This window comes from Kaistella chaponensis, assembly GCF_900156725.1.
Classification (GTDB): domain Bacteria; phylum Bacteroidota; class Bacteroidia; order Flavobacteriales; family Weeksellaceae; genus Kaistella; species Kaistella chaponensis.
In genome coordinates this window covers 100,980-124,917 of sequence record NZ_FTOI01000008.1, presented here as the reverse complement: position 1 = coordinate 124,917, position 23,938 = coordinate 100,980, and the positions used below count along the sequence as shown (strand labels likewise).

General features: G+C 35.7%; 16 protein-coding genes. 1 reads left to right on the top strand and 15 read right to left on the bottom strand.

The window, feature by feature from the left end; all coding sequences use genetic code 11:
• Positions 1 to 85 precede the first annotated feature (85 nt).
• The 15 genes from BW932_RS09615 to rimP form a co-directional block, all read right to left on the bottom strand.
• The gene (locus BW932_RS09615) at positions 86 to 361 is read right to left on the bottom strand and encodes a helix-turn-helix domain-containing protein (protein ID WP_076387289.1); all 276 of its coding nucleotides are present in this window, start codon (positions 359 to 361) and stop codon (positions 86 to 88) included.
• A gap of 154 nt (positions 362 to 515) precedes the next feature.
• Entirely contained in the window at positions 516 to 1,178 is a 663-nt protein-coding gene (locus BW932_RS09610; protein ID WP_076387288.1) for a hypothetical protein, read from the bottom strand.
• Positions 1,179 to 1,180: 2 nt separating this feature from the next.
• Positions 1,181 to 2,422 (bottom strand): tyrosine-type recombinase/integrase, encoded by a 1,242-nt coding sequence (locus tag BW932_RS09605; RefSeq protein ID WP_076387287.1) that lies wholly within the window; start codon positions 2,420 to 2,422, stop codon positions 1,181 to 1,183.
• A 274-nt stretch (positions 2,423 to 2,696) separates the two neighbouring features.
• Positions 2,697 to 3,290 (bottom strand): hypothetical protein, encoded by a 594-nt coding sequence (locus tag BW932_RS09600; protein ID WP_076387286.1) that lies wholly within the window; start codon positions 3,288 to 3,290, stop codon positions 2,697 to 2,699.
• A gap of 200 nt (positions 3,291 to 3,490) precedes the next feature.
• Positions 3,491 to 5,095, bottom strand: a complete 1,605-nt coding sequence (gene pckA, locus BW932_RS09595; RefSeq protein ID WP_076387285.1) for a phosphoenolpyruvate carboxykinase (ATP) — start codon at positions 5,093 to 5,095, stop codon at positions 3,491 to 3,493.
• Positions 5,096 to 5,223: 128 nt separating this feature from the next.
• A complete protein-coding gene (locus tag BW932_RS09590) occupies positions 5,224 to 6,132 on the bottom strand; it encodes a GYDIA family GHMP kinase (protein ID WP_394333205.1) in 909 nt (302 codons plus the stop codon).
• Between the two features lie 4 nt (positions 6,133 to 6,136).
• Complete coding sequence (gene fabD, locus BW932_RS09585; RefSeq protein ID WP_076387283.1) at positions 6,137 to 7,012, bottom strand: ACP S-malonyltransferase; 876 nt, start codon at positions 7,010 to 7,012, stop codon at positions 6,137 to 6,139.
• Between the two features lie 104 nt (positions 7,013 to 7,116).
• Positions 7,117 to 9,093 carry a LysM peptidoglycan-binding domain-containing protein gene (locus BW932_RS09580; protein WP_076387282.1) on the bottom strand — a complete coding sequence of 659 codons (1,977 nt, stop codon included), beginning with the start codon at positions 9,091 to 9,093 and terminating at the stop codon, positions 7,117 to 7,119.
• Positions 9,094 to 9,131: 38 nt separating this feature from the next.
• Positions 9,132 to 10,718, bottom strand: a complete 1,587-nt coding sequence (bshC, locus tag BW932_RS09575) for a bacillithiol biosynthesis cysteine-adding enzyme BshC (RefSeq protein WP_076387281.1) — start codon at positions 10,716 to 10,718, stop codon at positions 9,132 to 9,134.
• A 7-nt stretch (positions 10,719 to 10,725) separates the two neighbouring features.
• Positions 10,726 to 12,735 carry a putative porin gene (locus tag BW932_RS09570; RefSeq protein WP_245820705.1) on the bottom strand — a complete coding sequence of 670 codons (2,010 nt, stop codon included), beginning with the start codon at positions 12,733 to 12,735 and terminating at the stop codon, positions 10,726 to 10,728.
• Positions 12,736 to 12,876: 141 nt separating this feature from the next.
• Positions 12,877 to 14,427 (bottom strand): RagB/SusD family nutrient uptake outer membrane protein, encoded by a 1,551-nt coding sequence (locus tag BW932_RS09565; RefSeq protein WP_084566495.1) that lies wholly within the window; start codon positions 14,425 to 14,427, stop codon positions 12,877 to 12,879.
• Positions 14,428 to 14,443: 16 nt separating this feature from the next.
• A complete protein-coding gene (locus BW932_RS09560; protein ID WP_076387279.1) occupies positions 14,444 to 17,386 on the bottom strand; it encodes a SusC/RagA family TonB-linked outer membrane protein in 2,943 nt (980 codons plus the stop codon).
• Between the two features lie 277 nt (positions 17,387 to 17,663).
• On the bottom strand, positions 17,664 to 20,585 hold the full coding sequence (gene infB / locus BW932_RS09555; protein WP_076387278.1) for a translation initiation factor IF-2: 2,922 nt from the start codon (positions 20,583 to 20,585) through the stop codon (positions 17,664 to 17,666).
• Positions 20,586 to 20,658: 73 nt separating this feature from the next.
• Entirely contained in the window at positions 20,659 to 21,906 is a 1,248-nt protein-coding gene (gene nusA / locus BW932_RS09550) for a transcription termination factor NusA (protein WP_076387277.1), read from the bottom strand.
• 62 nt (positions 21,907 to 21,968) lie between these two features.
• On the bottom strand, positions 21,969 to 22,436 hold the full coding sequence (rimP, locus tag BW932_RS09545) for a ribosome assembly cofactor RimP (protein ID WP_076387324.1): 468 nt from the start codon (positions 22,434 to 22,436) through the stop codon (positions 21,969 to 21,971).
• Positions 22,437 to 22,617: 181 nt separating this feature from the next.
• Between rimP and BW932_RS09540 the strand changes: the two genes are divergently transcribed.
• Positions 22,618 to 23,928 (top strand): UDP-glucose dehydrogenase family protein, encoded by a 1,311-nt coding sequence (locus tag BW932_RS09540; protein WP_076387276.1) that lies wholly within the window; start codon positions 22,618 to 22,620, stop codon positions 23,926 to 23,928.
• The last annotated feature ends 10 nt before the right edge of the window (positions 23,929 to 23,938 follow it).

Here is a 23,938-nt window from a genome sequence, read left to right as displayed (position 1 = left end):
TTATGCTGAAATATGAACCACGTGGAATCATATTTCTAGGTTAGAAATAAAAATCAAAAAGCACCACAAGTTTTAATTGTGGTGCTTATCTTTTGTATTTAAGGGATTTTACATCTTTTAATGCCGCCATCAGATCAAGATGATTGATTCTATAGAATCTACCTAATTGCTCGGCTTTGATGTTGCCTTTTAGAACGTGTGAACGTACAGTTTGATAATCTACTTTAAGAATTTCTGATGCCTCTTTGAATGAGTAGAATTTTTTCTTAAGTTCTAATTCGGGTTCTTTTTGAATGGAATGTAAGAGTTGTTTTACTTCCCCTAATTCATCTAGAATTGTTTGGAATGGATTTACTAGCATAATTTTGTTGTATTAAAATTTCTACCAGCAAAAGTGTGTGATTGAGATAATTAATTATGCAATTCTACTCAATTTCGTAAAGTTTAATACTTAAAATCAAGGATTTTTGATAATTCCATAAATATATCTTCTTCAAAATCAGTCGGTTTAACAGTTATTGCCCTAGAGAAAGTGCCTTTATCAAAATTGGTATTATATTCATTTCCATCGCTTCAATTATTGTAGTGTCTTGGAAATCTGGATTGATAATGTGATTGTCTTTTAAAAACCTATGAATTCTTATAAAAGAAGATTTCTGATCCACTAAAAGATTATTATTTTCATCAAGAAACTTTTTCTTTTTCAGAAAATCTATGAAAATTTTTGAATTATTTTCGCCAATTATAATATCAGATAAACTGATTTCTCTCCGAACCTTTTGATCTAAGGCAAAATATACAAAAAGAGTATTTTCTGCTCCGTTCAAAAAATTCTCTTGTAACTTCATTAAATTACTTGAACTTAAAATTTTTGAAGACTCTTTTTTGTATTCCAGTAAACAATAATCAATTTTATCTTGAAAATTATGTTTTGATGAATTATCTATTTCTTTGAAATGTAAACTAAAAAAATTATTTAATTTTTCATATTTAATCAAATATTCATTTTTTGTTTTTTCTGTTAGGGTGATATTTTTGGATTTTTCTTTTGCAACATTTATTCTGTTCTCTAACATTTTTTGAATTTTTTCACCTTTTATCCAATAATATATCATCATTGGCAGCCCAATTATTTCATCCCAAAGAAACCAACGACCATATAATTTTTTTTCGTCCATAATTATTTAAAAACTTCATTCATATAATTAACTTTATCATCTTCACTTGGTCTATAGTACGCATTAAAGACTTCCAAACTCGTGTGACCAGTGTAACTCATAATTACTTTGTCTGGTACTCGCTTATTTTTCATAATTGTAATAAAACTTCTTCGTGCAGTATGCGAAGAAATCCTTTTGTAAAACTCTGAATTTATTTCAACTAACTGATCACCATACTTCATTGTTTTTTTTATTTCATCAATAAATTTCAATTCTTTAAAAACCTCTTTAATATATTCGTTCATTTTCTGGTTGGAAATATTTGGTAGTTGATATTCGTATTTTTCCAAAATTGATTTAGAGATATTATTTAAGGGAATCGAAAGGTTTTTTGATTTACTTTTCAAATCAATTACTCTAATGAAATCTCCCTGCACATCATTTTTTGAGATAGTACTGTAATTTCCAAATCGCATTCCAGTCACGCATCCAAAAACAAATAAATCTCTAACTCTTTCAAACTTCTTATTTTTAGAAAAATCATGCGCATAAATTTCTTCAACCTGCTCTATGTTGAGTGCAATTTCATCAGTTCTAAATTTAGGAGGTTTTTTGAAATTTACAAAACTGTTATTAAAACTATATTTTTTATTAAATGCCCAAAGTAAAAAGGTTTTTAATAATCCAATATTTCGGTGTACCGTATTTGCTGAATGTTCACGGTTTTCCACACAAAATTTCAAAAATTTATTGAACGTTTTTTCATCGAATTTACCAAGAGATAATTTATGCTTCGTCTTCTTTTCAAAATCTTCAAGCAGTGTTTTGTTGCACTTATAACGTTTAAGAGTCGAATTGGAAATTGCATTGCCGGAAAAATCATTTTCTTTTTCCTCTATAAATTCATCATAAATTCGAAAAAAATCATCCTTTGATTGTATTTTTTTAAACTCTTCGTTAAATCTTTGACGGAGAATATCTAAAGTAAGATCTTCATTGATGTTTTTATATCTGTTTACTATTTCAGTGAAAAAACTACTATATCTATCCAATTGCTTTTTTATACTTCTATGATTTTCCGCTCTTTTGGTTCTGCCATTAAGGTCATTTGGTTGTCTGGTATCAAAATCCCATTCTGCAGGATTAATTTTCTCACCTGTAGAATAGATGAAATTTTTATTTTCATTTAAGAAGTAAGAACGAAAATAAATCAAAGTTTCCTTCGCCGATTTGGGTTCCTTTAGTTTGTACGTAAAATTCATAGGTGCTAATTTAGGTGCTACTTATTCTATATTTAGACATAAAAATGACATATATCCACTTATGCAAATATATGTAAAATATTGATATATAGCAGGTTTATGTAAAATGATGTATAATAAAATACAATAGGTTCATTTCCCTCCAACTCCACAAATTTAAACCTAATCTTTTGTTTTTCAATTGGTTAGGTTTTTTTTATTTCATGGTACGCGTATCCTTTTCTTTAGGAAGTTTTATTTTCATCTGCTGTTGTAGAAATTTACAAGCAATTATTTACTTCCAAATTTTAAAATTCAGCAAAAATTTCCTTTTTTGAATTAAAGTTCGCCAATCGATAAATAAAAGGAAAAAAAGCAGCGCAATGCTCAACAATAAACTGGATACAGATTCCCATGAAAAGGTATGATCAATAATCTTTTCAAAATTCTCTGACGCATATTTACCTACATGTAACGCAACCGCATCACTTGTAAATTTACCGATGATAAAAGCCGGAATAATGTATATGGGTTTCATTTTAGAGATTCCAGCTCCTAAAAATAATGGTGTGGTAGGAAGCGGCAACAAGGAATAAGCAAGAATAAAAAGCTGACCAATCCATTTATTTTCATTCATCTTCTCGCCCAAAAACTGAATATCTTCATTCTTTGAGGACTTCAAATATTTATCAGAAATAAGTGGTGCATAAAGAAGCAGAATATATCGACCCAGAACCGAACCCGACACTCCCACTAAAATAACACTCCACACATCCAAGTTAAACATAATCTGGAAAAAAACCATCACTGTAAATGCAGGTGGAAAAGGAAATGGAACGATATCACACAACAAAGACCCAAAGAATACCAAGATATAATGCCACCACATTTTTACGATTATTTTATCGGTTATAAGTCAAAATCCACTGCAAAGAAATAAGTTAAAGATAACCACTAAACGATGCTTTACAAATATAGATAAAATTCAGAACGGAAATTTTCAATTAAATCCCCAATTCTTTCAATTAAATATCCAAAAAAAAATCCCTCAGTAAAAACCGAGGGAAAATAGAATTCAATTCAAAAATATTAAATCTGTGGTCCTGCTGCAACTAATTTCTTAGCTTCATCATTATCACAATATTGCTCAAAGTTTTTAATGTAACGCGCAGCTAAATCTTTTGCTTTAGATTCCCATTCAGAGGCATCTTTATAAGTTGCTCGTGGATCTAGAATACCTTCAGAAACATTTGGTAATGAAGTTGGAATTTCTAAATTCATAATCGGAATGGTAATTTTTTCCGCTTTATCAATAGATCCATCAATGATTCCATCAATAATTGCACGGGTATCTTTCAAAGAAATTCTTTTTCCAGTTCCGTTCCAACCGGTGTTTACCAAATAAGCTTTCGCACCGTGTTCTTTCATTTTTCCGATCAACGTTTTTGAGTACATTGTTGGATGCAAAGATAAAAACGCTTCTCCAAAAGCTGGAGAGAAAGATGGTTCTGGTTCTGTAATTCCTCTTTCAGTTCCTGCCAATTTGGAGGTATATCCACAAAGGAAGTGATATTGAGCCTGATCATCATTTAAAACTGATACCGGAGGCAAAACTCCAAACGCATCTGCTGATAAATAAACGATTTTTTTCGCATGTCCTGCTTTTGAAGGCAATACAATTTTGCTGATATGATAAATTGGATAAGAAACTCGGGTGTTTTCTGTAATAGAATTATCGGTGTAATCTGCTTCTCCTTTTTCATCTACCACTACATTTTCTAGCAAAGAATCTCTTCTAATCGCTTTAAAAATATCTGGTTCTTTTTCTTCTGTAAGGTCAATTACTTTCGCATAACAACCGCCTTCGTAATTGAAAACGCCATTATTATCCCAACCGTGTTCATCATCACCAATTAAATATCTTTTTGGATCTGCAGAAAGAGTGGTTTTTCCTGTACCAGAAAGTCCGAAGAACAAAGCAACATCACCTTCTTCACCCACGTTTGCAGAACAGTGCATAGAAGCCATTCCTCTTAGTGGAAGGTAATAATTCATCATAGAGAACATTCCTTTTTTCATTTCGCCACCGTACCAAGTTCCACCGATGATTTGAATTCTTTGGGTTAAATCAAACATGACAAAATTCTCAGAATTTAATCCTTGTTCTTTCCAATCTGGATTGATTGTTTTAGAACCGTTCATTACGATGAAATCTGGTGTTCCAAAATTTTCTAATTCATAATTGGAAGGACGGATAAACATATTGGTTACAAAGTGCGCTTGCCACGCAACTTCCATAATAAAACGTACTTTTAATCTTGTATCTGGATTTGTTCCACAAAATGCATCTACCACATATATTTTTTCTGAAGTAGACAACTGTTTCAAAACTAATTTTTTACAGCTTTCGAAAATTTCTGGTGTGGTCGGTAAATTTACTTTTCCATCCCAAAAAATAGTGTCTTTGCTTACTTCATCTTTTACAATAAACCGATCTTTCGGAGATCGACCCGTGAAAACACCAGTTTTTACAGCTACAGCGCCAGATTCTGTTAATACGCCTTTCTCGAAACCTACATTTTTATTGGACATTTCTGCAACGTACAATTCTTCGTAAGTTGGATTGTAGGATACTTCTTCATAACCAGTAATCCCTAAATCATGGAGTTGTTGGATGATCTTAATGTTCTTCATAACGTCTTTATATTTCTAAGTTTTTTTTATAAAACAAATTTACTATTATTTGAAAGTAATAATGTTTTAAAATTACTGATATTAGTCAGAATCTGCAAGAAATTTTTTAAACAACAAAGCACTGAAAATCAGGCTATTAAATCTCTGTAAGAAAAGACAGAAGCAAAACCCTTTCCCTGAAAATATTCCTCAAAACCTGAAAATTTGCTACTCATCACAAAATCTCCTCCCCACGCACCCAGACTTTTTATAAAAGAAGGGCAGTTTTCGAAATATTTTTCGCTCACCGTTTCGATACCGAGAAAAATACTGAGTTTTTTTTCGTGAAGGTTCATTAATTGTGAAAAATCTTCTAAATTTTGAGCTTTTAAAACATCACGCGTCAACTGCGAAAATTCTTCGATCAATTGTGGTGATTTTTCCTGGGAACGGTAAAGATTAATTCCTTCCCGACTGTCTTGTTTTTGGTTCAGATGAATGAAAATAAGTTCATCTTTAAAAGCTGGATTAAAATTAATGGGTTCAATTATCCTTCTTGGAAGTACATTTTGATAAAGAATGGCAGATTTTTCTTTGGCAACCGCAATATCATAACCACTTCCGCCCAAACTCGTTTCATTCAGTTGAAAAGATTCAATATTGGACCATTGCGCCAAATTATTCATTAAAGTTGAACTGCTTCCTAAACCAAAATTGGCCGGAAACTGCAAATCTGTGGTGATGGAATAAGAAGAATCCTTTTGCAGCTGCATTGCAGAAAGTGCTTTTACATTCATTAAAACCTTTAAAACGAATGCTGCAGCCTCTGGAATATTGGTTGCTACAATTTCCCCGTTGAGATAATCGATGGTTGCCTTCAACCAAGGCTTTCCTTGGTGCAGTGCGCTCCAATAAATCCGGGATTGATGGTCTAAAGTTTCTTCCACAAAAAACTCTTGCCCCAATTTCGTTGGTAAAGCAAGAGCAAGTGCGCCGTCGAGAACGACATATTCTGAAGTGAGCAATAATTTCCCCGGAGAAAAAATTTTACCCATCATTATACTAATTTGCGGAAGAAGTGGTTACCTCGGAATTGATTTTTTTAATCAAACCTTGCAACGTTTTTCCAGGACCGACTTCGATGAAATGCGTTGCACCGTCTTTGATCATGTTTTGTACAGATTGCGTCCATTTTACGGGACCAGTTAACTGTTTGATCAAATTCATTTTTATTTCTTCCGGCTCCAAAACGGCGCTGGTTGTAATATTCTGATAAACGGGAATCATCGCATTGCGAAATTTGGTGTTTTCGATGGCAGCTGCTAATTTCTCTTGTGCAGGTTGCATAAGTGGAGAGTGAAATGCCCCATTTACAGGAAGCATTAAAGCTCTTTTAGCACCCGCTTCTTTTAATTTTTCGCAAGCCATTTCTACCGCTGCAGTTTCGCCGGAAATCACCAATTGTCCAGGACAGTTATAATTGGCAGGAACCACGATTCCGTCGATTGCTGCACATATTTCTTCCACTTTTTCATCAGGAAGTCCCAAAATTGCGGCCATCGAACTTGGATTGGCGTCACACGCTTCTTGCATTGCTTTTGCACGTGCAGAAACCAAACGCAGCCCATCTTCAAAAGACAAAACGCCATTCGCAACCAAAGCAGAAAATTCTCCTAAAGAATGTCCTGCAACCATTTCTGCACCTAATCCATTGACTGTTTTTAAAACCGCAACAGAATGAATAAAAATGGAAGGTTGGGTAACTTCGGTTTTCTTCAAATCATTGTCTGTGCCATGGAACATTAAGGAAACAATATCGAAACCTAAAATTTCATTGGCAGATTCCATTAAATCTTTTACATCTTTTCGGGAATCGTATAATTCTTTTCCCATCCCTACAAATTGTGAACCTTGCCCAGGAAATACAAGTGCTTTCATATCTATTTATTAGAACAATTAAATTATTGAGTAGGAAGAGGAATTTTACCTTCTTCCATGAATGACTTTTTAGCCTAGAAACAGCCAGTGGTATTTTGACTGGATTAATTAGGAACTAAGCGTACCACGCGATATCCTTTGTTGACATAAGCGCCGGTTTTGGTTTTCTCAAACTCAAATTTAGTGGCTAATTGTGTTTGCACCTTATTCATCTGCTTGAAAATTTCGCCTTTTTTATTTTCGCGGCTTAACATATCGTTGACTACATCGAAACCAATTACGGCATACTTTGATGGTGCTTTGCAATATTTCTTTTTAAAATCTGCTAAAATTTCTTTCTCGAAATCACCATCAGTATTGATTTTTCGATCCATTAGATACACCAAATTGGCTTGGCTGAGTTCATCTATTTTTTTCTCAAAAACTGGCGAATAAGACATGCTGAATGCCTTAAAACTTTCTACTTCTTTCGATAAAGCAATGATTTTGTTTGCAAACAAATCTCCTGCAGAATCGCTTTCATCAACCAAAATCGCAATTACAGGTGCGTTTTTTCCGGTCATCATGTTTTGATCCAGATGAATATCCTGCGCAGAATTTACGATGATAATCACCGGATTTTTTAGATCTTTTTCTAGTTTGGTCTTTAGTGCATTCGCTTTGCTTTTGTCGGCATCAGCAACGATGTATATTTTTTGGTCAGAAAACACCTCTTTCACCTCCTTCACAATTCGATCTGCATAAACTGCATCATTTGTCTCCACTAAAATCAGATTGTCGTATTTCAGCAATTCATCTGAATTTGCAAAAGGAGCAACTACGGGGATTTTGTTATCTTTCACATAGTCCAAAACCTGCAAAACACTTGATTTGAAAAATGGTCCGATTATTAAATCGGTATTTTTAGCATTAATTTGAATTAAAGAATTTTTGAAGTTGGCTTCGTTTCCTGCATCAACAACATTGATGTCTAATTTCTGACCTTTCGCTGCGTTTCTTTCGATCGCCAATTTAGCACCAGAAAGAAAATCGAGCGACATGCTTCTGTATTTTGAATCGTTGGTATCGAAACCAAATGGCAACATTAAAACCACATTCAGGGCGTCACCAGATTTTTTTATATAGGAAGCTCCTAGTTTTTTGATTTTTAAAACCATTCCTGACTTCAATCCTTCTGAAAGGTTTGGGTTCAGCGTTAATAATTCATCAAGCGTAATTCCGAATTTATTTAAAATTCCGAAAACCGTATCACCGTTTGCAACGGTATAAGTCACATACTCATCGGAAGTAGAAATATCAGAATAGGTATTTGTGGAAATTGGCGCAGAAACTTGTGTAGTTTTAGGCTGAACCGATCCCACTTCCGGAGCTGTTTTGCTTTCTCCTTTTATTTTAACGAATTCTCCAGGTTGCAAACCTTTTGCCTCTAAACCAGGATTGAGCGCGAAAAGCTCAGCTTGTGAAAGATTGAATTTTCGCGTTAATTTGTAGTAATTATCTTTTGGCTGAATCTGATAGGAATCTTCTTTTAAAACTTCTGGAACTTTTTCATTTCCTCCTTTAATTTCAGATTCAGCTTTTGTCACTACTTCTGTCTTCGGAGCAGTTTCTGTTTTTTCTACAGGCGACACTGCAACCGGTTGATTTCCACCGAATTTTTTGATGTTTTCTGCAGGTAAGATTACTTCATCACCAATTTTCAGGTGAGAATCCAATTGTGGATTGAGTCTTCTTAATTCTGATTCAGAAATTTGATATTTTTTGGTAAGTCCATACACCGTTTGCTTCGGTTGAAGAATAATCTTTCCTAATTTTCCTGCTGCAGGTGCAAGATTGGAAACTGGTTTTTCTGGTGAGCTTGCTTTTTCTGCTTTACTCTTTTTACTGATGACCAAAACTTCGCCCAAAGCAAGATTTCCTCCTTTTACCTTTGGATTCAGCAACACCAGTTCATCGAGTGTCATACCATATTTCTTAGAAATATTATAAGGATTATCGCCTTTCACCACGGTATGCGTTTTCTGTGCAAAAACCCCTGAAAAAGCGACTAAACTAGAGAATAAGAAAAATTTTTTGATCATGTTTTATCGTAAATGTTTACAAAAATAGTGCTTTAAAATTAAATGGTAAAAATAATTAATTCCGAATTTTGCACATCGATTCCGTCGTAACAATTTTGGAGCCATTCTTTTCCGAAATCCGCATAAAAAACAGAAAAATTATAGGATCTTTCCTGCCAAACTTTCCCAGGATGAATTTTTAAAAATAAATTTTCAAGCCTTTCTAACTTTTCACTTTGTTTGATTTTTTCAGCACGTAAAAGTCTTTTTCTCATACGGTCAAAAGATTTCAATTGCCGTGTTTTTTCTGCTTGAACCAAATTCCCAAAAGTTGGATCCGTTGCATTCGCACTCACAGCTAATTCTTCAAAATGTTTTTCCAGAAAAGCTTCATCTTTATTAAGGAGCGGCAGAATTTCATTTTTCTCGAGCAGAATTTCATTGGTGACGCTTGCGAAATTTCTGAAGAAATCCTTGACCTCTAAACCGAAGGATTTCGTTTTAGAGATGGTTTTCTCTGCCAAACAAAGCATGGAATTGCGAGGAATCAAAAGAGGAAACGGCGTTTCGATTTTTGAAAAATAATTTTTCAGCTCCAGCCAATACATTATTTCAGCATTTCCACCGATATAAGCCAGATTTGGCAAAATAGTTTCCTGATAAACAGGGCGCATCAAAGCGTTTGGACTGAATCTTTCCGGGTGATTTTCGAGTTCCGCTAAAATTTCTTCCTTGGAGAAAGTAATATTGGTGTCTACGATTTGATATCGGTCGCCGATCAGTTCTATTCTATTTCTCGTTTCTGTGAGGTAAAATAAATTAATATCACGCGGATTGACCTGAACTTTTCCGTACTGATCTGTTAAATAAGCGATCGTTTCTTGCGTTGTTTTCACTAAATCTTGTTGAACCAATTCGGTCTTAAAAAGTCCTTTCATTTCAGACTTCAGCAACTTGTTGTCGCCATCTAGAATAAGCAAACCGTACTCTGCAAATAATTCCTGCACCAAAGTTCTTGTTGCCTGAGAAAGGGAATTTCCTTTTTTGTACGCTCTTTTCAAAAGCAATATTAATTCCGTTCCGAAAACAGCGTCTTTAAATTCCTTTTCAAATTCTGAAATAAAGAAATGGTCTTCTAAAATTATAGTTCCGACAACACCACCCGATTTTGCCTGCGTTTCGTAATAATGATTTTCTGTTTTGAAATGGTTGATTTCCTCAAAATCATGATCTTCAGAAGCCATCCAAAATATGGGAACTGTTTTTCTATTTGGGAACTTTTCATTTAAAAAACTTGCCAGCTTAATGGTTTGCAGAATTTTATAAATAAAGAAAACAGGTCCGGAAAAAAGGTTCAATTGATGACCAGTTGTAACGGTAAATGTATTTTCATCCTGAATCAATTTCAAATTCAATTCTTGCTTTTCAGCCAAATGAAATCCTGAATGCTGTTCCTGCAGAACATCAAAAAGAACATTTCTATTTTCTGAGGAAAAAGACTGTTTCTTTAGTTGAAACTGCTTTTCAATATTTTCTAGATTAAAAACACTTTCTTCGAACCCAGGGATTTTCTGCGTGAGGAAATCTTTGATCAGTAAAGGAATACTTTCAATCTCTAAAAAGGGAATATTCGCAATTTTTTTCAAAATAAATTTAAGAGAATAAATACCAAACTATACCAATATTAACACGAAAATCGTAGATCGGATAGTTGGGTGCGGTGAAGGACTTGTTTTTCATGAAAGTCGTATTCAAATGTTGTGCCTCGATAAAAAAGAACATGCGCTTCACTTTCATATTAAAATATACATCAGCAACCGGTTGACCGCCAATATCAAAAGAATCAGCATTGGGCAAAATAAATTCATTAAGCACAGGAAAATAGGCTCTGGAAGCAAATTTTGTAAAATAATAGATTTTAACACCTGCTTGAATTTCGGCCGCTTTTTTAAAGGCTTTGGTCTGATAAAAAAGATTGGCTCTACCTACAAAATTGGGCATTGGAAAAAGGTCTTTGTTGCTGAGCGCACTTTGAAAAAGAACTTTCGGATTCAGATGAAATTTGCCGTAGGAAAAAGTTGCTTCTCCACCAATTTGGGAAATATTAAGGGAATTACTGCTTTGCTGTGGAAGTGCATTTGCATCGAGATAGGTATAGTTATCGATGCGGAAATAATTTGCAGAAAGTTTGCTTTGAAACCATTTCAAATTCACATCACCACCAATTTGGGTCGTCGTTTCATTCTTCGGATTTGCTAGAAAAAAATTATATTTTCGGTAAACAGAAGGATTCATTAGTAGGTTAAAACTCGGCGAAGAACTCTGAAAATTTACTTTTGCATTGACAAAATAATCTTTAATAGGTTCGAATTTGAGTAAATTCTGGGAACGAATGTAGCTTCCGAATGCTTTGCCACTGGAAATTTCGAGGTTTGAATTGACTTCTAATTGATTCCACAATTTGATCTGCAAATTCCCGACGGCACCGATTCGGTTTTCCGAAAGTTCCTGCGGAATATTGAGGGAATTTGGTAAAGCGTCGCCGATGCCTAATTTAATGAGCTGATGACGAACTCCGCCGTCTAATTTAAAATTTTCTGTATCAAAAAGTACACTTACGGTATTGCTTAGATTCTCGGAATATTTCTTTGATGAAGACGGATAATCAATCAGTTCAGATGGATTGTCGAAATAATAGGGTTCGACGGAATTTTGGGTATAATAATATTTATTTCCCTGATGAAAAATAGTATGCCGAATTTTGAAAGGAAATTTCTCCGAAGCAAAGGGACGAAACTGGTGACTGAAATAATACCTGCGATAGGCAAAACGCGAATCTGAGGCGGTAAGATTGACGGGCAAATTGAGGCGGTTGTCAAAATTAGTGTTGCCATTAAGAAAAAGATCAACATCAGATATTCCGCCATTTTCCTGATTGTTTATATTTTGATGAATATAATGGGCATAAGCTTCATATTTTTTATTTCTCGAAAAATAATGGCCAGAAAAAATCACATTGTTGCTAGAAGCGAGGGAATTTTGATAAAAACCGAGCGAACGCAGCCCCATATATTCTACTGCAAAATTAAAATTTTTGCCTACATTTTGGGTATAAGTCGTTTGTAGTGCGGCACCGCCATTGTAAGCATTATGATAGATAAAACTGGTCGTTGGCGATTTCACGTCGTAATATCTTATATCATTAATTCCTACAATAAAAAACGATTTTTTTTTGGGAAGTAATGTCAGATTTTGCTCTGTGTCTGCCTCAAATACTAAATCCTGGAAACCGGAACCAGTATTGGCAAATTGAATTTTACCAAAATTATCCTTGTTGTTATATTGAGAAAAGATAAAAGTTTTATCCTGCGTGAAAACGGTATCGAAAATTTTCTTTTCGGAGAATTGGGTTTTGTACGTGTAATCGAAAATCGTAGGTTTAAAGATCTGTAGAGAATCTTTTTTGCCTGAATCAATAACGAGGGTATCTTGTGGCTTAACTCGGTTAGAATCCGTTTTATTAATGACTTGTGCCTGGAAAAAACCCCCAAAAAAGAAAAGACAAAGAAGAAGGGATGAGATCTTTTTATGTTTATTTTTCATTTGGTGAGAAGGAACGCATTTAATTTCCAGTTTATAATAAGATTGTTGTTTGCGTTTCATTTATTTGCTTTGAGGTACAAATGTAAGAAATATGGGGAAATAAAGAACGAGGATGCAAAAATCTGCAAATTCATTTGCTGCCATAAAAAAGGACTGTAATTATATAAATTACAGTCCTTCAAAAATGATGTATACAGGATTTTAGTTATACCCTGGGTATTGTTTCAGGTTGGGGTTTCTATTCATTGCAGTTTGAGAAACTGGCAGTACAAACCGTTTGTCGCTTGCTGCAACGTTACAGGTTACACAGTTGGAAGGTCTGCTTACCGCTAAATTGTATCTTTTAAGATCAAGGAAACGCTGTCCTTCACCGTAAAATTCTTTAGCTCTCTCGGTTAAGATATCGTCCAAAAGATTGGTCCCCGTATAAACAGACCCGTTTCTGGATTGTGCAAAAGCATTAAGTTTGGTTAACGCCACTCCACTTTGACCGGTGAGGTTAAGAGCTTCAATTTGTAATAATTGAGCATCTGCAAAACGGAAAATTTTGATATTCCGGAAGTAGTTACCTTCTTCTGTCAATCGTGGATATTTAGTAGTCCAGTATCCTTTTGGATTATCAACTGTAGGCACCCCAATATTAACTAAGAGGCTGGTTGTAGCTGTAAAACTTTTTCCTTTTCTGACATCATCTGTCGCAAAGCTGCTGTAGAACGCCTGGTTAAAGAGCATACATTTTCTTGAATCTGTACGGTTGTAATAACCTGGCAATGAAACGTTGGATCCAATATTTGTAAATTGATTGGTATTGATATTAAGATCTAATTCCCAGATAGTTTCAGGTTGATTTTCTGAACCTTGGATTGTATAATTTTGTAAAACGCCGTTAAAAATCTCGCTACCGGTTGCAACTGCATCATTATTACCCGAGAAGTATTGCGAATATACAGATGCGCTATTTGGATCATAAGGCTTCGTTAGTGCTGTAGCATCAATTTTAGCAAAGTTAGTGGGAGAATTTTCAACGATATCAGTTGTTAATTGAAGCGCTAAAGCAGCATCACCTGCGGCTCTTCTCGTTAAATACACTTTGGCTAAAATTAATTTAGCTGCGGTTTGGCTTAAATAAACCTTTTTTCCTGGTGCCGCATCATTATGAATGATTCCATCTTTCAAATCAGCAATAATTTGAGCATAAACTTCTGCCACCGTTGCTCTCGCCGGCTGAATATTGGCATCATAATCTGTTAAAACCAATGGAACTCCGTATTCTTGGTTAACGCCAGATGTAGGAGTCGCCGAATAATAATTCACTAAAGTAAAATAAGCTAAAGCACGCAAGGTTTTTGCTTCTCCCTTAATTCTGATTACTTCGGCATTATTTGCTACAGAAGTATTATTAATGACGAGATTACACTTTGCAATAGCTCCGTATAAGGTATCGTAGAACGAAAATTCATTTTGGGCGGCATTATAATTAAAATTATAAGTATCGATAAATGATCCGTTCAAGTTGGATACAAACATTTTATCAGAAAGCAAATCTCCTAAAAGCGTCACTTTCGTACCAAAAACATCGGTAGAAGCTACGGAAAGATAACCACCATTTAACAACTGCTGTAACTGAGCCTCCGTGTTAATATTTGTAATATCATCCGCATAAGGCGGAAATAAATCTAATTCTCTGTCGCTACATGCACTATTGGTAAGCATGAGAAGAAGAGTAGATATGATTAATGTATATTTTTTCATTTTAAATTAATTTTTGTTAGAATCCGATTTGAATACCGAATGATACGGTTTTAATAACTGGCGATGCATACCAATATCTACCTTTCCCTACCCATGACCAAGAATTTGAAGTAGATTCCGGATCATAATTTAAGGTTTTGTCAAAAGCATACGTCAATAAATTGGTTGCTCTTGCATAAATGGTCAAATTATTAATCCCAGTTGAGTTTTTAAATACTTCCCCGAATGAATAAGCAATTCTGGTTTCTTTCAATCTAATGTGATCTCCTTTGCTCAGAAAACGACTTGATTCTAATCTAGAACTGTTTGGATTTCCAATAACTTGCATTGGATTTTCAGTACTGTAATTTTCGGCTCCAGGTGCGTTGGTCCAGCTGTTATACAAGGCATCAGTTACTTGGTTTCTTGTTGGGAAACGACCGTCATGAATGGTATAAGAATGTACTCCATTCTGAACCATAAAATCAAACTGCCCAGTAAGCAAGAAACTGAAGGAGAAGTTTTTGTATTTGAATTCATTCGTTAAACCTACATTATAGGTAGGGAAAGCATTTTTACCAATCCAGGCTTCGGAGGCTTTTTTCTTATCGCTGGTTACTGCCGTCATCGAACCATCAGTGTACCACAAACCTTGACCGGCCGTAATACCGTTGGCTAAATCGTCTTTTTGTGCTACTCCTGCCCAAAGATATGTGTAATACTCTCCTAACAAATGTCCTTGTGAAAGTGCCACCAACTCATTACTGCCATCGGAAGTATCGTCTTTGAACTGTGCAATAGGAACATTCAATTTTTCAACAATCGACTTCCCGTAAGATCCATTAGCATTGATATTCCATTGGAAATTATCATTTCTAATAGGAGTCGCATCCACCACTATCTCGAATCCGCGGTTTCTGATATCTCCAACATTATCGTTATATTCTGAAGGCCCTCCTGCCTCTAAAGCCGGATAAGATTTAAAAATAGCGTTCTTCGTTAACTTGTCATAGTAATCTAAAGTAAATTTCAAACGGTCATTAAAGAAACCGAAATCAGCACCGATATCCAGGTGAGATGATTCTTCCCAGGTTAATTTTTTATTTCCAGGGGAAGACACAGACCCGTTTCCGACAGTATCTCCCCAACCAATTGTAGAATCGTATTGTAATGTTGGATACGCATCATATTGTGTTCCCGGTTGATCCGCATAAGGAATATTTCCTAAAACCCCATAACTTCCACGCAAAGTTAAAGATGAAAATGCTTTAGGTACAAAAGTTTCATTCATAACATTCCAAGAAGCACCTGCAGACCAAAAAGTACCATATTTCTTATCTCCTAAAGTGGAATTTCCATCTCTTCTCAATTGTCCTGATAAGGTATATTTGGAGTCTAAGGTATAGTTTAAGCGGGAAAAATAAGCGATCTGTCTCCAGGTATAATCTCTGTTTTCTGCAAATTGAACCGTTGTAAAATCAAAATAAGGTCGTGGATCAGTTTTATCGAAACTACGTACACTTAAATTTTCGTAAAGATGGTCTTGATACTCCATCCCAACAGTGGCCTGAACATTGTGTCTTCCAGCGAAAATATTTCGGTAACTGAGTGTATTCGACCAGTTCCAGTCGAAAATCGTGGTTCTGAAATCACCAATCGCTCCTTTATCACCCATAATGGTGTATACAGGGTGACCTCCTAAAATATTTTGCTTCTCTGTCATGAATTGCGCTTGCATTCCATAAAGTGAGTTGAAATAGAAGTTTTTAATAAACTGGTAGTCCATATTCACTGATCCAATAATTGAATTGATGGTAGATTTTTGATCAGTATCTTCTAATATGGAAACTGGGTTGAATCCTGGTGTTGGCGAACCTTCACCTAAATCCTGGTTATAAGATCCATCTGCATTATAAACCGATCTCAGCGGCGAAATCATGATTGATGAAGTCACAGGATTCGCAGATGCTCTACCCCCAAAGTATGTTTTTCTCCTAATGTTGGAGTAATTAACGTTTAAACCAAACTTTAATTTATCAGATGCTTTGTGATCTATTGCAGTGTTAACGCTGATTCTATTGAAATCAGAAGTTTTTACCAAAGGTGTATTTTCATAGTACGTCCCTCCAATTCTAAATGAAGTATTAGCTCCACCTCCTGAAACCCCAAAGTTATAAGTATTTACAACCGAAGATGTTCTGTTAACCGCTTTTACCCAATCGGTAGTTCCCTCATTTTTATATTGAGGTTCATAATTGGTCAAGAAATAATCTGTCGCTTGTTGCAAACTTCCGAAGGTAGTATTAAGAACACTTTGACTGTTCCACATCAAAATTCCACCCATTTTGATGTATTCATCAGCATTCATTAAATCTAATTTATCAAATGCTCTGCTTTGAAAACCAGTTTCAGTAGAGAAATCGAAACGAGTCTTTTGATTGTACTTCCCTTTTTTGGTCGTGATCAAGATTACACCATTTGCACCGCGGGAACCATATAATGCGGTTGCTGAAGCATCTTTTAATACATCAACTTTTTCAATTGCATTCGGATCTATAGAAGTTAGAGGGTTCCACGACTCCATCAAAGATGCCGTATCTGACCCTTTCCCTACAACAACTCCATCAATTACATAGAGTGGATTGGGAGTTCCGATTAATGAACTCACCCCTCTAATTGTCACCATATTAGAAGAACCTGGATCTCCACTAGCTGCAGAAAAGTTAAGACCTGCTACTCTTCCGTTCAAAACTTCATCTACAGATGAAAACGGTGTAGATTCAAAATTGGCTTTTGAAACGGTATTATAAGATCCCACTTTTTGCGCTGGATCAAGCTTAATTCCGCCGACCAATACTACTTCTTCAATATCTTTAACTTTGGTAGTGGTGTCACGTTTCGCTTTTGCTTTTTGAGCCATTACAGTTTGTCCTGCGAAAAACAATACTCCAATGGTTAAAACTCGTAATTTTACATTCATATTAACATTATTTAATATTTTAACGTCGCAAATATGTTAATTTAATTTAACATATACAAGTTAAAATTTTCAATTAGCATATATATGTTTAAAATCATTAAAGGTTTTCCATCAATCATTTGATAATTTTGTGCATTTATCACTAAAAACACCCAAATTATTTCATTCTTAATGATGGCGATATATAATAAAAACTGAAAACACTTCCCGCAAGACTTCGATCAATAACAAAAAAAGCCCGCTTCTCAGCAGGCTTTATCAAATCAAATATGATTTTTTATTTCAGTTTTTTCTTTACAGAAACTTCTTCGTATACTTCTAGGATGTCGCCGGTTTCAATATCATTGTATCCTTTGATATTTAATCCACATTCATATCCTTTTGTAACTTCCTTCACGTCATCTTTGAAACGTTTCAAACTTTCCAGTTCTCCTTCGAATTTCACGATTCCGTCTCTCAATAATCTGATTTTTGAATTTCGGGTTACTTTTCCGGTAAGAACCATACAACCTGCAATGGTACCAACTTTTGTAATTTTGAAAGTTTCGCGTATTTCTACGTTACCGATTACTTGTTCTTTAATTTCAGGAGAAAGCATTCCTTCCATCGCTTCTTTCACCTCATCAATTGCTCGATAGATAATTGAATATGTTCTGATTTCGATTTCTTCTTTGTCTGCCAAATCTTTGGCGTTCGCACCGGCTCTTACGTTGAATCCAATCATAATCGCGTCGGAAGCAGCAGCTAACAAAACGTCGGATTCGGTAATTTGACCTACTCCTTGGTAAATGATATTTACACTGATTTCTTCGGTTGATAAACTTTGCAATTGATCAGAAAGTGCTTCTACAGAACCATCCACATCACCTTTAAGGATAATATTTAATTCTTTGAAATCACCAAGAGCGATACGTCTTCCTAACTCATCAAGAGTAAGGTGTTTTTTCGTTCTTACCGATTGTTCACGTTGCAATTGTCCTCTTTTGGTTGCAATGGTTTTCGCTTCTCTTTCGTCTTCGAAAACTCTAAATTTATCACCTGCAGTTGGCGCTCCATCTAAGCCTAAGATAGTAACAGGAATTGATGGGCCTGCTTCTTCGAGTGGCTTCCCTCTTTCATCTAAAATGGCTTTTACTTTACCATGATTTTTACCTGCCAAAACATAATCTCCTACTTTTAAAGTTCCGGTTTGTACCAAAATTGTTGAAACATAACCTCGTCCTTTGTCCAAAGAAGCCTCAATAACGACACCTTGCGCGTTTTTATCTGGGTTGGCTTTTAATTCTAACATTTCTGCCTGTAGCAATACTTTCTCCAATAAGGCATCCATATTATTACCCATTTTGGCCGACACTTCCTGAGACTGAATATTTCCGCCCCATTCTTCTACCAAAACATTCATTGCAGAAAGTTGCTGACGAATATTATCTGGATTAGCATTGGGCTTATCAACTTTATTTAAGGCAATAATCATCGGTACTCCCGCTGCTTGTGCGTGGGAAATCGCTTCTTTTGTTTGAGGCATTACGTCATCATCTGCCGCAATTACAATAATGGCGATATCGGTAACTTGCGCACCTCTCGCTCTCATCGCTGTAAACGCTTCGTGACCAGGAGTATCAAGGAATGTAATTCTCTGACCATTTTCTAGTTTCACGTTGTAAGCACCAATATGCTGCGTAATTCCCCCAGATTCACCGGCGATTACGTTTGTTTTTCTAATATAATCGAGCAAAGATGTTTTACCATGATCTACGTGACCCATTACGGTAACGATTGGCGCTCTGGATTTTAAATCTTCTGCCGTATCAGTATCTTCTTCAACTACTGATTCTTCTAGATCAGCATCGGAAAATTCAATTTTGTAGCCAAATTCATCGGCAACTAAAAGAAGGGTATCTGCTTCTAATCGCTGATTCATGGTTACCATTACTCCTAAAGAGAAACATGCAGAGATTACTTCGGTCGGACTCACATTCATCAAACTTGCCAATTCGCCAACGGTAATAAATTCCGTTACTTTTAGCGTTCTGTCTGCTGCATCGATTTCCTGTTGAAGTTCGTCTTGTTCTCTTCGGTAAACTCTTTTTTCCTTTCTATATTTAGCCCCTTTGTTTTTACCAGCTTTACTGGTAAGTTTTTCCAGGGTTTCTTTAATTTGATTTTTAACCTGCTCATCAGTTAATTCAACCGGCATTGTTGGTGCGCCTCGTCTTGAGCCACCTGGTCCGGAAGGTCGGTTGTTCCCACCTTGATAACCTCCACCTGGTCTATTTCCACCTTGTCCTGGAGGTCGGTTTCCACCTGCGTTTGGTGGTCTGTTTCCACCTGCATTTGGCGGTCGGTTTCCTTGTGGTTGATTAGTACCTGCACCTTGCGTATTGGTTCCCGGAGTTCCCGGTTTTTCAATACGTTTTCTTTTTTTCTTCGCCGCAGCGCTGTTTGCAGTAGGCTTTGGTTTATTGAATTGCGATAAATCTACCGTTTGTTTTAAGATCTTAACCCCGCCTAATTTCTGGTAAACGGTTTCTATTTTAGTAGATTCCGGATTTTCACCATCTGAAGGAATTATTTCTAGTGCGGGAACAGAAGGAGTGCTCACTGTTTCAGCAGGTGTTTCTACCTTTGCTACAGGAACTTCTACTTTTGGAGCTGGAGTTTCTTCTACTTTTGCAGCAGGTTTCTCCTCTTCCTTCTTTGGTGTTGGTTTCGAAGATTTTGGTTTGTTGCCTTCAATTTGAGACAAATCAATTTTATCTAAAATCTTAAATTCCTGTTTTTCAGGAGTGACTGGAGTCACGGGAGCAACTGGAGATTCCTTTACCGGAACTTCTTCCACTTTTACTTCCGGTTCAGCCGGTTTTGGTTCCTGAACTTCCTGTTTTTTGGGTTCCAGGTCAATTTTCCCCAAAATTCTTGTTTCGGGTCTTGTGCTTGATTTGGCTCTTATTACCTCAGGTTTCGTTGGTTCAATTTCCAGTTTTTCGTCCGGAACTTTTGCAATGATCACCTCATGAGAAGCTTTTCTTTGTTCTCCGTCTTTGCGGAACTCCGCTTCCAATGCAGAATATGCCGATTCTTCCAATTGAGCATTCGGGTTACTTTCTACCACGATTCCTTTAGACTGTAGAAATTCTACCAGTCTTGTCATCGAAATATTAAATTCCTTAACTGCTTTGTTTAATCTAATTTTTGGCATGTATATTTTATACTTTTATTTAAATTTCGGTAAAGTTAAATTATTTTAACTTCTTTGTAAGCCTTTCTGAAGTTTAGTCTTCAAATTCAGCTTTTAATATCTGTTTTACTTCTTCGATGGTTTCTTCTTCAAGATCTACCATTTTCAATAATGCATCGGTTTCTTTATCTATAATGCTTTTTGCAGTAGTAAGACCTACTTTCGTGAACTCATCGATGATCCACTGTTCGATGTCTCCATCTTCTGAACCACCAAATTCTTTTAATTCTACATCATCGTCTTCACTTGCTTCTCTATGCACATCAATTTCAAATCCTGTTAACCAAGAGGCTAATCGGATGTTTTGTCCACCTTTACCAATCACGCGAGAAATTTCTTCTACCGGCGTATAAACCATGGCATAGTTGGTTTCTAAATTAATATCAATTTTATTAATGGTGATATTTCCTAGAGCTCTTTTGACCATAATTTCTGGGTTTTTGGACCACTGAATCACGTCGATATTTTCATTTTTCAACTCACGAACTACGCCATGAATTCTAGAACCTTTTACACCAACACAAGCTCCAACAGGATCTATTCGGTCATCATAGGCATCTACAGCGATTTTTGCTTTTTCTCCGGGAATACGAACTACTTTTTTCAAAATAATCGTTCCATCTTGGATTTCAGGAATTTCAAGTTCTAGCAATTTCTCCAAAAATTTCGGTGCAGTTCTAGAAACGATGATTTGTGGTTTTGAACCTTTAAAATCTACGCTTTCTACAATAGCTCTTACATTTTCTCCTTTTTTGAAGAAGTCTGAAGGAATCTGATTTTCTTTGGGTAAAATAAATTCGTTATCCTCGTCATCTAACAAAATTACGTGTTTGTGACGAATATGATGAACTTCACCTACAACAATCTCGCCAATTTTATCCTTGAATTGTTCGTATAAATAAGCATTGTTATGTTCCTGAAGTTTGGTTGCCAAAATCTGTTTCAAAGTAAGAATACTTCTTCTTCCTAATTGTGCAATTGGAATTTCTACCGTAAAATCTTCGCCTACTTCAAAAGTTGGATCGATTTTTTTGGCTTCCGAAAGTTCAATTTCTAAGTCATCATCTTCCGACATTTCATCTGCAACAATAGTTTTGTTCAAAAATATCTGAAAATCTCCTTTATCTGGATTCACAATCACATCAAAATGATCGTCAGAATCAAATCTTTTTCTTAATAAAGTCTTCAATGAATCTTCAATAATCGCCATCAGATCAATTTTGCTGATGTTTTTATCTTCTTTGAAATCGCCAAATGCTTCAATCAATGCTAATCCGTCCATTTATCTTCTTTTTTATAAGTGATGAATAATGAGTGATTGGGAAACCACGTCATTGTTTTTAATTAAAATTTTACTGCAACAAGTGCTTTCTTGATCTCGGTGTAGGGAATTTCTCTTTCTTCCACTACATCTACTTTTCCTTTGCCCACTTCTTTGGGTTTTCTATATTTCAAAATTAAAGTGATTTTATCGTCTTCAACTTTGGTAAGTTCTCCTTCAATTTCTTTAGAATCTGCCAATAAAATCTCCAGTTCGCGACCGATATTTTTTCTAAATTGTCTCGGCGTAACCAATGGCTCACTCAACCCGGAGCTCATCACCTGAAGCGAAAAATCATGTTCTTCACGATCCATGTTATTTTCAATCGCGCGACTTGCATCTAAACAATCCTGCAAAGTAACTCCGTTGTCTCCATCGAGGATTACGGTGATTGCATCGGCTGCAGAAATTTTCAGATCGATTAAATATAAATCTTCTCGGCTTGCGAGAAAAGTATTGAGTAATTCTTCTATTTGCTTTCTAAATTCCATATCCTTAATTTGCTTTACGAAAAAAGGCATTCTTGCGAAGGCCTTTTCATTTTTTCCGTAATTCCGATGCAAAGATACAACTTTTTGCTAAATTAGCAAAATACCTTTTACAGTCATTAAATGCACTTCCGCATCAAACAATAAATTATTTATCTTTGCCAGACTTTAAAAAACTTAAATTTTGAATATTACGATTGTTGGGACAGGTTATGTAGGATTGGTTACCGGAACTACTTTGGCAGAATTAGGCAACACCGTTTACTGCGTTGATATCGATGCAAAAAAGGTAGAAGCCATGAAACAGGGATCCGTTCCGATTTACGAACCGGGACTTGAAGAAATGTTTCTGCGAAATATTCAGGCTCAAAGGTTATTTTTTACCACCGAATTAAAGGAGGCGCTTGAAGAAAGTGAAGTGATTTATTTGGCTTTACCAACTCCACCTGGAGAAGATGGTTCTGCGGATTTGTCTTATGTTCTTTCCGTTTCTAATCAAATTGGAGAGTTATTGACCGACTATAAAGTGATTGTGAACAAATCCACCGTTCCTGTGGGAACTGCCGATAAAGTTCGGGAAACAATTGCTGCAAAAACAAAAATCCCTTTCGATGTCGTTTCTAATCCGGAATTTTTGCGCGAAGGTTTTGCTGTAGAAGATTCCATGAATCCGGCAAGAGTAATTGTAGGAAGCGAATCTGAACGTGCGAAAGAAATTATTGCCAAAATTTATCAACCCTTTACCAATACCGGAATTCCTATTATTTTCATGGATGAGAAATCTTCGGAACTCACCAAATATGCTTCCAATTCTTTTTTGGCGGTGAAAATTACTTTCATGAACGAAATCGCCAATTATTGCGAAAAAGTAGGCGCAGATGTAGATAAAGTTCGTTTGGGAATGGGTTCCGACGACAGAATTGGACATCGTTTTCTTTTCCCGGGAATCGGTTACGGCGGAAGTTGTTTCCCGAAAGATGTGAAAGCCTTGATCAAATCAGGAAAACAGGAAGACTTTGATTTTCAGATTTTAGAAGCGACCGAAAATGTGAACCAGGCCCAAAAAGTAATTCTGGTTTCCGAAATCGAAAAATATTTTGGCGGAAATCTTCAGGGTAAAAAAATTGCGGTTTGGGGATTGGCTTTCAAAGCAAATACCGATGATATTCGAGAAGCTTCTTCTTTAGACAATATTGAAAAATTATTAGAAAAAGGCGCCACAATTTCTGCTTACGACGCGATTGCAGAAGAAAATGTACGGAAACTTCTCGGCGATAAAATAGCGTATTCTAAAGATATGTATTCCGCGCTAGAAAATGCAGATTGCTTATTAATTGCCACAGAATGGAGCGAATTTAAAAATCCGAACTTTGAAATAATGGCAGAAAAAATGAACAACAAAGCCATTTTCGATGGTAGAAATATGTTTCCTTTGGAGCAGATTGAAGACAAAGGATTTTTTTACAAATCAATCGGCCGGAAAACTTTAGGATAATTTTTTTTAG

Bases quoted from the DNA above. Each gene is read 5' to 3' on its own strand.
- BW932_RS09570 (WP_245820705.1), bottom strand. From the start codon at position 12,735: ATGAAACGCAAACAACAATCTTATTATAAACTGGAAATTAAATGCGTT.
- BW932_RS09590 (WP_394333205.1), bottom strand. From the start codon at position 6,132: ATGATGGGTAAAATTTTTTCTCCGGGGAAATTATTGCTCACTTCAGAA.
- fabD (WP_076387283.1), bottom strand. From the start codon at position 7,012: ATGAAAGCACTTGTATTTCCTGGGCAAGGTTCACAATTTGTAGGGATG.
- BW932_RS09605 (WP_076387287.1), bottom strand. From the start codon at position 2,422: ATGAATTTTACGTACAAACTAAAGGAACCCAAATCGGCGAAGGAAACT.
- rimP (WP_076387324.1), bottom strand. From the start codon at position 22,436: ATGGAATTTAGAAAGCAAATAGAAGAATTACTCAATACTTTTCTCGCA.
- BW932_RS09580 (WP_076387282.1), bottom strand. From the start codon at position 9,093: ATGATCAAAAAATTTTTCTTATTCTCTAGTTTAGTCGCTTTTTCAGGG.
- BW932_RS09610 (WP_076387288.1), bottom strand. From the start codon at position 1,178: ATGGACGAAAAAAAATTATATGGTCGTTGGTTTCTTTGGGATGAAATA.
- BW932_RS09560 (WP_076387279.1), bottom strand. From the start codon at position 17,386: ATGAATGTAAAATTACGAGTTTTAACCATTGGAGTATTGTTTTTCGCA.
- BW932_RS09565 (WP_084566495.1), bottom strand. From the start codon at position 14,427: ATGAAAAAATATACATTAATCATATCTACTCTTCTTCTCATGCTTACC.
- BW932_RS09600 (WP_076387286.1), bottom strand. From the start codon at position 3,290: ATGTGGTGGCATTATATCTTGGTATTCTTTGGGTCTTTGTTGTGTGAT.
- nusA (WP_076387277.1), bottom strand. From the start codon at position 21,906: ATGGACGGATTAGCATTGATTGAAGCATTTGGCGATTTCAAAGAAGAT.
- pckA (WP_076387285.1), bottom strand. From the start codon at position 5,095: ATGAAGAACATTAAGATCATCCAACAACTCCATGATTTAGGGATTACT.
- infB (WP_076387278.1), bottom strand. From the start codon at position 20,585: ATGCCAAAAATTAGATTAAACAAAGCAGTTAAGGAATTTAATATTTCG.
- BW932_RS09615 (WP_076387289.1), bottom strand. From the start codon at position 361: ATGCTAGTAAATCCATTCCAAACAATTCTAGATGAATTAGGGGAAGTA.